General features: G+C 35.2%; 2 protein-coding genes. Both read left to right on the top strand.

The window, feature by feature from the left end:
- Nucleotides 1-219 precede the first annotated feature (219 nt).
- Nucleotides 220-870 (top strand): PH domain-containing protein, encoded by a 651-nt coding sequence (locus A1019T_RS13040; RefSeq protein ID WP_077452159.1) that lies wholly within the window; start codon nt 220-222, stop codon nt 868-870.
- Nucleotides 871-1,167: 297 nt separating this feature from the next.
- The gene (locus A1019T_RS13045) at nt 1,168-2,061 is read left to right on the top strand and encodes a WG repeat-containing protein (protein ID WP_077452161.1); all 894 of its coding nucleotides are present in this window, start codon (nt 1,168-1,170) and stop codon (nt 2,059-2,061) included.
- The last annotated feature ends 188 nt before the right edge of the window (nt 2,062-2,249 follow it).

The following is a 2,249-nucleotide window of genomic DNA, read 5'->3' on the forward strand; positions in this document are numbered from 1 at the left end:
CGTTATAAGCTGTAATTTAATAGTAAAAGGTATTTGAAATTTAAACCAATTTCTAATCGCAAGCTGGTTATTATAGAACTAACGTTATATTGCCACTTTTTACTTGAACTGGTCGGGTGGTTTGAGAATAATATATAAGTTTAATAGATCTTCATAATTTCATTTTTTGACTTCAAAGGCAGGTAATTAGTTTATAAACCATAATTAGGAGATTAGCATATGGAAAACTTTGATAAATACGCAGAATATACCCAGTCAGAAAATTGGGGTGAAATCTGTAAGTTAAATGGTGTTGAGCTTGATTCTTTTGGAACAAAAAAAGAGCTTAGGGTTTTATCTGAATACCTAGAGGACGATGAGGTTGTATTTGCGCTTACTTCTGGAATTATGGAGCAATCAGAAACTTCTAATGCTCTTGATTTTGGGAGTAATACGTGGCTTGTTGTTTTAACTAGTGATAGGTTTCTATTTCTTGACCACGCTATGTTAACTCGCTCGGTTGATACCCAAAGTATCCGTCATGAGCATGTACAATCTGTATCTGCCTCTCAGGGATTCATGTTTGGCAAGATAATGATTGATTTAGGTAGTAGAATGCTTGTCATTGATAATGCTCATAAATCAACGGTCAAAGTTATCGCTAACTTAGCCAATAAATGGCTTAAAGAACTTTCTGATAAAAAGTCTCAGGCTACTCAGCCGGTTAGTGCTATCTCACAAACTCCATTATTTGATAAATTAGAGCGTTTAGAAAAACTCTATTCACTAGGTGCGCTCACTAAAGAAGAGTTTCAATACGCCAAACAAAGGCTGCTTACTTCAGAAGATTTTGAGGTAGAGAAAGCTAAATTTCTTTCCTCTTTACCGTAGTTGATTGTCCTACTCGATGAATGGGGTTATCCGCCTATTGATCGTGATGAGGTTTATAAGGAAATCTTCGATCAGGCCCAAGAGTTTAAGAAAAATAGAGTCTAACCGATTAGCTTAACCTATTAAGCTCAGTAATGATATTCAGTTATTGAATAAGATACTGTTGAGCCTTTATATACTCTTCTTTTATTTATAATTTAAGATAATCTATAGTTAACTTACACTAACATTAAAACCAACTAGCTAAACTGAGTAATGATTTAGTTTGGCTCTATCTAAAAGGAATGAAGATATATCATGAAAACTAAATCATCACTTTTGAAACTGGCACTATCAGGCTTTTTCATCTTCTCAGCTAGCTCTGCCCTGGCCTATGAAGGTAGCTGTACCAAACCTACTGTTTCTGGTGTGTCTAAGGATGACATGAACTGCCTCAGTAAAAACTTGGTGGCTGTATATGGTGAAGACGGCTCTATGGTATTTGACAGTAAAGGGAAAAAGATCATCCCTAAAAACCGATATACCTATATATTTCAAGAGACAGAAGGATTGATTGCAGTCGCAAATGAACGTAGTAGTGATTTTTCAGGAGGATATGTTGACTCCAAAACTGGTAAAGAAATCATTCCTCTAAAATATCTTTCTACCGGCCATAATGATGTTGGTCTCAACTCCTTCAGTGAAGGACTGGTAGCATTACAAAATAAAAATCATAAATATGGCTTTGTAAATACCAGTGGTAAGACAGTTATTCCTTTCAATTACGACTCTGCTGAAAGCTTTTCAGAAGGCTTAGCAGTCGTGAGTAAAGGCAAATATGGTTTTATTGATAAAACCGGTAAAACGGTGGTTCCTCTTAACTATGATTACGCCAACAGCTTTTCAGAAGGTTTGGCCACCGTTAAGAAAAATGGCAAATGGGGAGCCCTAAACAAACAAGGTAAAGTGGTTGTACCGCTAAAATTTGAGGGAGTGGTAGGTGATTTTTCTAATGGTCTAGCCTCGGTGGTAAGAAAAGACAATACCCAGGGCTTTATTAACACTAAAGGTGAACTGGTTATTCCTTATAAATATTTTGCTTATGTCGATGAGGGTCTGCCTCAATTTTACAACGGCAAAGCTCATGTTACCGACGCTCAAGGCAATTTTTATTGTATTAACACCAAAGGCAAAAAAGTAGCTTGTGATTAAAACACTCTCAGGGCAAACGCATACTTTTAAAAAACATTAATATTTTCAGGAACTTATAAATTTAGAAAATAAAACCCTAAATTCATAACTATCTGATTTTAAATACAATTCCTAAAAGTGTGCGTTTGCCCTGATAACACTCTAATTAATAGGTAATACCAATTCCACAAAATAATATACAATATAAT

This window comes from Psychrobacter piechaudii (assembly GCF_900162825.1).
Taxonomy (GTDB): domain Bacteria; phylum Pseudomonadota; class Gammaproteobacteria; order Pseudomonadales; family Moraxellaceae; genus Psychrobacter; species Psychrobacter piechaudii.